Here is an 8,829-nt window from a genome sequence, read left to right on the forward strand (position 1 = left end):
AAAACTCCCCGATTAGCATTAGTTAATCGGGGAGTTTCGCTATTATTATTTCAAGAAATACTCTTAATCGGCGGCTCTATAGAGGTTGAAGTGACCTACATATTCTTGGTCGTCTTCGCCGTCTTCGTGGGTTTTGAGGATGTACCAATAGTCACCTGTTGGTAATTCCTTGCCGTTGTATCGACCATCCCATACTTCTCCTGAACGTAAGCTGGTGATATAACGTCCGTAACGATCGTAGATGTCTACCGTTAAGTTTGGATAACTGCGGTATCTATCTGGATCCCAGCCGTCGTTCTGTCCGTCTCCGTTTGGTGTAAAGAAATCGGGTGGTACTGACTTCATATACTCTTTCTCTATAGTGAGCGTTGAGCTACAGCCGTTGCCGTCTATCGCCTCTACAACTACTGTTTTGTAGACTCTCTTACCTACTACTCGTGTGGTTGGATCGCTTGAGCGCAACATATATTCATTTGTACCGTCTTGATAACCATTGAACGTGTAACTATAACTTGATGGGTTACCGCCAACGGCTTGTACTTTTATCTTGTTGATTGCTCTCGGATCGGTAATATCCTTGATTTCTAAACCTCGATAACGGGTTAAGCTCACAGTACTACCCCAAGTTTGTTCACATAGTGGTGCTCCTGGTACATTTGAGTAATAGTATACCGTAAGGGTGTATTGTCCTGTAGGTATAATATCGGTATATCCGTACTTACCTTCTATTCTCTTGAATGGAGTTTTTTGAAGACCTCCGTCTACTGAGTAGAGGGTATTGCTCGCTGTACGTTTGTCATCGGCTTGTGAGAACTCTACACGTAAATAGCTGGTGGTGTAAGTAGTGGATACTACTGAACAGTTGAACTGTTCTTTTACATCTACAATATCTAACTTAGGTGCTGATGGTACTGTGATTTGTAAAGATTGTGAGCACTGACCATCGCTGTATTCTAAGAGATAAGTTCCTACTACATTGGTTATAGTGCGTACCGTTCCTGTTGCTGTTACGGTTCCGCTATCTGCTAAAGTACCTGAAGCTGTTTTGAGTGTATAGCTATAAGGTGCTCTACCGCCTTGGATGCTGAATATCAACTGTCCGTTGTTTAAACCGTAGCAGGTTTCGGATACTGTTGAGGCATTGACTTGTAACAAATCGGGTTCTACTATAGTGAAGCTGTGTTCTAATTCACAATTGATCTCGCCATTAGATCTCACTTTCACTGTATAAGTACCTGCCGATAAGCCTGTGTATCGGCTGTTTGCTGCATCGAACGTGCCGGCTTCTGGTTCAATAGTATAAGTATAACTATTGGTTGCGCCGTTTACCACAAAGGTTATCGTTCCATCGTTTACTCCATAACAGCTCATATCGGTTTTTGTTACCGTTGTTGCCGTTAAACTGTTGTAAGCTGTTACATTTACTGTAAGGCTGGTTGTACAACCATTGAGATGTGCAAAGGTGATGGTGTGAGTACCTGCTGTTACTCCTGTAAATTTACCTGAGTTTTGTGGTGCTGCTCCGTCTAAACTGAAGCTTACCGCTCCTGTGTAGCTGGCGCTGACCGTTGCGTTGATCGTATTGACTACGGTATTGTTACCACAACCGTAACTTACTGTTGCTGTGGCTTGCATATCTACACCTTCTTTTATCAATACTGATACTTCGGTTGTACAAGAGTGTGCATCTTTCACCGTGATGGTGTGGGTTCCTACTGATAAGCCTGTATACAAGGTCTTATCTACTGTCCAAGCTCCACCGTCGATTGAGGTACTGTACGATTGGGTTCCTCCAGTGATGGTTATCGATACGGTACCATCGCCTGCTCCATAACATACCTCATCAGTTTGTTTATCGATGATGGCATTTAATACATCGGGTTCGTTGATCTTGAAGACCTCATCTACAAAGCAACCATTCTTATCTTGGGCTCTTACTACGTATTCTCCTCGAGCAAGTCGTGTGAAGTAGCCTTCGGATACAAATCTATCTAATCGTGGACTGATTGCGTATTGTATATCGCCTGCGCCTCCGGTTACCGTCATTGAGATGGTACCATCACGCATTCCGTTACAAGTGATATCAGTGGTTGCGGTTGCTACTGTAAAGGCTGGTGATTCACCTATATTTACTGTCGCCGTTTGTACGCAATCTACGCTGGTTACCTCTACTTGGTAAGTACCGCTTGCTAAGCCTGAGAATGCCCAATCGGTAGCATTTACTTGGGTTGCTGAAACTGTTTGTGCAATTCCGCCTTTGTACAATTTGTACTGATAGTTACCCAATGCTCCGGTTGCTGAGAAGGTGATACGCGCTGAACTTTCTCCGTTACACTTCACAAAGGCATCGGCTGTATTCACGTGCAAGGCTAAAGGTTCTAAAGCTGCTATGGTTATCTTATTAGATACTTTAGATGTACAGCCGTTGGCATCTTTTACATAGAACTCGTAATCGCCTACATCGGATGCATTGACCGTAACGGTACTTCCTACTGTTGTAGTCAATCCGCCTTTTATTTGATAATAAGTATAAGCTCCTGTGCCTCCTGTTGCTACAAGTGATATTGTAGCTGGGGAATGACAAGTAAGTGGACTGGTAATACCGGCTACTATATTGAGTTCGGCAGGTTCGGTTACCTCTACTTCTATCTGTGATTCACATCCCCATCCATCGGTGATCATCAACACATATTCTCGTGCATCTAATCCTGTGAAAGTGGTATTAGTTTGTGCGCCTCGTACAATAGCTCCTCCTTTTTCTTTCAATTCGTAAGTGTAGTTGCCACTACCTCCTGTGATGCTTTGTACGCTTATCACCCCTGTTCGATCGCTAAAGCAATTTACATTGGTTACTGTTACTGTCGCATCAATAGGATCGGGTGCTGCCATCACTTGGGTTACTATTGTTACACATCCATTTTCATCTTTTACCTCTACTGTATAAGTTCCTGTTGATAAACCTTCAAAGAGTGAGGTGCTGGTATAAGTTCCATATACTGGATGGGCTGTACCGTTGTGGGACAAACGATATTCGTAATTGCCCCATCCTCCAGTAGCTTCTACATTAAAGGTTCCTGTTTGACCAACACCACACTTGATGCGATCGGTGACTGTAGGGGTAGCTGTAAGTGCCGTTGCTGGCTCGGATACCATTACTTGGGTGCTAGTTACCGTACAATTTGGCGCATCGGTTTGGTCTACTCTTACCACATAGTTGCCTTTTGGTAAACCGCTGATCACCGCTTTACGCACCGCATCTGGACTGCCTATTTGGGTTTGCAAACTACCTACTGGAGCAACCGTAGGACTTACTGTGTAGGCTTGGTAAGCTATCGGGCCTTGGTAACCACTGAAGGTAATGGTAATCTCTCCATTGCTATCTCCCACACAGCTCACTGGTTTACTTTGGGCTGCACTTACTTCCATCGCTCTATATTCGTTTACGGTATAAGATACGGTGGCATAGCAGCCTGTTTCTCTATCGGTTACTTTGATAGTATAGTAACCTGGAGCATTGAAGTGTACCATTGCTACATTCGCTCCTGTTGTAAGGGTTTGTGTTGATGGCGTTGGCGTTGCCACACTACCATTGGCTGTTACCTCTACTATATAACCGAGGTTCTTACCTCCTACTATAGTGAAGTTCACTGTTTCGGATTGATTACAACTGATGGTTGTCAATCGGGTGGCTTTTATCTCACTGATGCGTTGTAGTGGTGGTACTATCAATGGGGTGTAGACGGCTCTACAGCCATTGGCATCCTCTACATTCACTATCACGGTTTGTGTGGCACTACCTGCACTTGTGAGGCTGTAAACACTGCTGCTTATCCAGCCTGAAGTGGTGGTGCTTGTACCATCAAATACTTGATAGTTGTATTTGTAAGGTTGTGTACCGCCTTGCGCTACTGCTGAGATAATTGCTTGTTGGGCATTGTTATTGGCATCACATCTGTAGTGTGTGGTTACCGTAGTGGTATTGCTCACTATCAAGGTGGCTGGTGCGCCTATAACAATTGTCTCAGTTTTAGTACAGTTACGCGCCGAGGTGAGTGTTACCGTGTAAGTACCCGCTGGCATAGCTATAAACTCTATGTCCTTAGGTGTGGTGTTCACCGTTTCACTGCGGGTAAAGCCGCCACTACCTACTATATTGATTTGATAATCGGTTTGTGTTTGGGTACCTGGTATGGTAATTTTTAACTTACCATCGCTGCTACCACTACAGCTCACTGCTGTTGTAGTGTAAGTAAAGCTTACTGCCGCCGCATCAGTTACTGCAAAGGTGTGGGTTTGGGTAGGACAACCTGTTGCTACATCGTATACCGATACTTCATAATTACCTGCTGGTACATTTGTAAATCCGTTGGTAGTGGATGTAGTGCTCACTCCTGTACCTAAGTTCTTAAGGGTATAACGCAAGCTTGGTGAATCGCCTCCTGCATAAGTGATGCTAACTATCGCTCCCGTAACTGGAGATGGTGTACAAGTTACTTGCTTGATAAAGTGTACGCCTACTCCTTCTACCGGTTCGTACAAGGTTACCGATTGGGTAAGGGTTACTGTACAACCCCAAGAATCGGATATCGCTACTTGGTAATTACCTGCACTTAAGTTTTGGAACTCGGTGCTGGTTTGTGCTCCGCCTTGTGCTACCCCATCTTTGATGAGTTGATACAAGTAGTTCGCGCCTTCACCTCCCGTTACACTTCTCACTCCTATGGCTCCCGTACCATTGGTACAGTTCGCATTGGTTACCGTAAGTGTACCACTAATAGTTGTCGGGGTGGCTATGGTTACTGTACTGCTAAGGGTTGTAGGACAACCTCCGTTGTCTTTTACTAATACTCTATAAGTACCTGGGGTTAAGCCTGTGCGTACACTTGTGTTTGTCCACACTTCAAAGCCTGGAGCTGCTTGACCGATATAGTACTGATATGTGCCCCAACCGCCGGTTACATTTTCTATGGCTATCTCTCCACTGTTGTAAGTAGGTGCGCTAGCACAAGTTGCCTGACGTACTGTAACGCTCGCTGTAACAGACGCTGTTGGTTCTTCTATCTTGAAGCTATATACTTGCTCACAAGCTGTATTGTTATCTTTTACAGTTACTGTATAGGTATTAGGAGCTAAACCTGCTATGTTGAAGGTTGCTGTTGTGCCCGTTGCTGTAAATGGTGCGGATGGTGCAATCGTTCCTCCTGCTGGGGTTACGGTTACATTATAAGCGTGACCACTTACTGTATTGCTAAGGGTAAAGGTAGCGGTACCATCGTTAGCGCCTTTACAACCTACATTCTTCACTTGTGGGTTTACAATGCTGAAGTTGTTAGGATTAGGTGAGATGTACAACTTGCTCACTGTACAGCCTGTCGCTTTGTTGGCTACCCAGAATGTGTAAGTTCTGTTAGGGGCTATGGTAAAGCTATTGCTTGTTTGCCAGCCGCCTGTTGTTGGGGTGATCGCTCCCGTAGGGGCGGTAGCTCCTTGATAATACAACAACTGACCGGTAAATGGTGCTCCTGAACTTTGGGTTGCACTGATGGTGATGGTCTCACTCGCATTACAAGTTCCTGAAGTGGTTACCGTAAAGTCGATCTTATCGACATCAAAAGCTTCAAACGGTTTGATCACCACTGAGGTTTGGGTGCTACAACCATTGGCATCGATAGCGGTGATGGTTACTGTACCTCCTGCTGTATTACCTATGCTAAAGCTATTGCCTGTACCTGATACGGTACCGTACAAGTACTCTATTCTATAAGGTTGTGTTCCGCCTTGTACTGCCCCACTTGGCACTGTGATTTGAGCTTGTTGTACACTGCCTGAGCTTCCACAACTGAACTCTTGTTTGTTGTTCTCTATCACTGTTTTGCTAAGGGTAAGTGCGGTAGGCTCTTTCACTGTTGCTGTATAGGTGCTTTGACAACCATTAGCCGTTACTGTAATGGTGTATACTCCTGCCGTTAAACCTCTCACTTCTCTATTGACTATTGATGATGATGGAACTGCTCCACTTGGCCCTTGTACTGCATAAGTGAATGTTCCTACAGTGGCTGCATTGACCTCAGTAAGGTAAATCGCTCCATCATTACCTCCGGCACAAGTTACTGTTTTTACCGAAGTGGTTATCTCTGGATGTTCGGCAGTACGTACTGTAATGCTCTTAGTATAACTACCGCAAGTGCCTGATGTACTCTTATCTCTTACTGTTACGGTATATACACCTACAGCCGTTACATTGATGGTCGCTTTATATTGACCTCCTACTTGTGATATTGCAAAAGGTCCTGTTGGTGTACCGCCTGGATTTATATAGCTATATTCGTAGTCGCCTGAACCATTGTCTACTTTTATAGTGATTTCGGCTCCTCCGCCTCCACATCCTAATGGTGTGGTTAATGCTATATCTGCCTCTAACGCATTGGTGATGCTCACGGTTTTAGTAGCTATACATCCTGTAGATTTATCACGGATTTGTACATCATACTGGCCTGCTACCAAGTTAACAAATACATTGCTGCTTTGGTAATCTAAACCTCCATCTATTGAGTATTCGTAACCGTTGAGTTCTGTTCCTGTTGCTGGGGTTCCTAAAGTTCCTGTTTTAGCTTGTGGCTCAACAGTGAGGGTGTACTGTCCATCGGAACAACCTATTACAGTGGCTTTTGCAATTCTTGGAGATGGCGTTACTGTAAAGGTGTATGTACCTAAAGTAGCTTTACATCCATATTGGTCTTCCATCTCTAATTTTACTCCAAAACTATAAGCTCCACTTGGATAGGTTGGCATCGCTGGAGTGGCTATATTATCTTTTACTATCTGTACTCTTGAGCTTCCTGTAACTATTGGTGCTCTAAAAGTAACTCCTGCTGTTGTTGGAGTTACTGTGTACCTATAACTACCTCCTCCTCCGGTAGGATTTTGTACCTCTAAAACTCCATCGCTATCACAAGTAATTGTAGCGGTTTGTGATACCGTAGCTGAAAGCGTTGCTAATTCTCGTATATGCAAGTCTCTACTACCCCACTTACAACTTCCTTCGCTGATAATAGCGTAGTATGTTTTGTTTGCACTGAGGGTAAAGGTAGACAAGATAGACTCGGCTCCTGGTCCTGGCATAGCTGCTGTACCATTGATAGGTGCTGATGTTACAGGATCTATAGCTATCGCATTGGTTGCTTTGTCATACACTGCCCAACTGATATTAGTTGATGCGCCTGAGCTATATGCAGTGCTACGACGTACTTTAAGCGTTGCATTACCATTAGAGCCGTGACAAGCTGGATTGCCTTCAAGCATTGCACTGATCGCTGGTGAGGATACACTCGCATAGATGTCTCCTGTGTAGGCTGCCTCACATCCATTGGCATCTTTAACTCCAAAGGTATAGGTACGACCTACTACTAAGCCTGTGAACACATGTGTGCGTGAGTTCACACTTCCTGCTACATAGGCTCCTCCATTGAGATTAAACTGATAAGGTGGTTGTCCATAACCTGGAGCTACTGTTACCGTAGCGGTAAACAATGGGTTACCTGCCGCTGTACAGTTCTGTACGTACTGTTCTAAATTGGTGGTTACACTTACGCCTCCAATTGGCAACGGTACTACATAAGCCATCGCTGCTGTACTACATACATTAGGCGCTGTAGCACTCGGACGTGTTGCAAAACGCACTTGGATGGTTCTGCCTGGCTCGGTTACTCCTGATAAAGGAAGTATGTAATGTGGATTGTTTAGCATTGGATGCCAAGTACCACTATTGTTAAACTCATAGTATATTTGGTTACCGCCTGCTCGGTAGGCTGTCCAAGCATCATTACCCATTGTAAGGGTAAGGGTGGCTGCTGAACCTGTGGATGCACAACTTCCTACTGTTGCCGATAAGGTTATCGTAGCGGTAAGTGCTGGCATATCGGCTAAAGTAACATTTTGTGTCGCATTACAGCCGTATTTATCGGTTACTGTTACTGAGTATACTCCTGCTGCTACATTGGCTATCGTATAGGTGTTGGTCGCTATACCTGTATAAGTGGCTATTACTGGGGTTCCTCCATTGCCATAACGCACGGTAAAGTTGCCATCGCCTTGAATGTTTTTCAACACTATCTTTCCTGTTGCTGATCCTTGACACGTAGGCGTTACTGTCGCCGCTGTAAAGGCTACATTATCGGCTTTCTTCACTATTACTTGATGCGTTTTTACGCAACCTGCAGAACGTACATAAACTGTCCAAGTTTGTACTGCCTCACTAAAGTGTGGAATCACTTTGCTCGTATCGTTTATATGGTAATTGGGCGATCCACTGCCTAATACATAAGCGTATTCGATATTGCTTGTTCCTACTCCTCCTGAGGCTATTACCTCTATCTTCGCATTGGTATTACAACTACTTTGGTGGGTTACCCTTACTGTACTATTTAACGATGGGTAAATACGCACTTGGGTGGCTGTACTACAACCATAACCATCGGTAACGGTGATGCTATAGCTGCCTTGAGTAAGACCCGTAAAGGTATGGGTGGTGCCATTGGCTGGTAAAACTACCGCCGCATTGTTATTTAACCTTACTTTGTAATTGCCATTACCACTGTTGATCTTCACTTCTATTACTCCATCTCCATTGTTTGAATAACAAGTGGTTGCTGATGTAGTAAGCGTTATAGCTGCTGGAGTGGTTACTGTAAAGACTCCTGTGAGCTGTGCACTACAACCATTCTTATCTTTTACTATAAAGGTAGGGGTGCCTGGGGCTATGCCTGTAAAGACATTGTTTGTTTGGGTAGTGGTCGTTCCCACTCCTTGATAGATATAAGTATACGGTGG

1 protein-coding gene is annotated in these 8,829 nt (G+C 44.4%); it reads right to left on the reverse strand.

The annotated features are described in order from the left end of the window. Nucleotides 1-63 precede the first annotated feature (63 nt). Nucleotides 64-8,802 (reverse strand): T9SS type B sorting domain-containing protein, encoded by an 8,739-nt coding sequence (locus JMN12_RS12070; RefSeq protein WP_238423907.1) that lies wholly within the window; start codon nt 8,800-8,802, stop codon nt 64-66. Between the last annotated feature and the right edge of the window lie 27 nt (nt 8,803-8,829).

This window comes from Capnocytophaga genosp. AHN8471, assembly GCF_016806945.1.
In the GTDB taxonomy this organism is placed as follows: Bacteria; Bacteroidota; Bacteroidia; order Flavobacteriales; family Flavobacteriaceae; genus Capnocytophaga; species Capnocytophaga periodontitidis.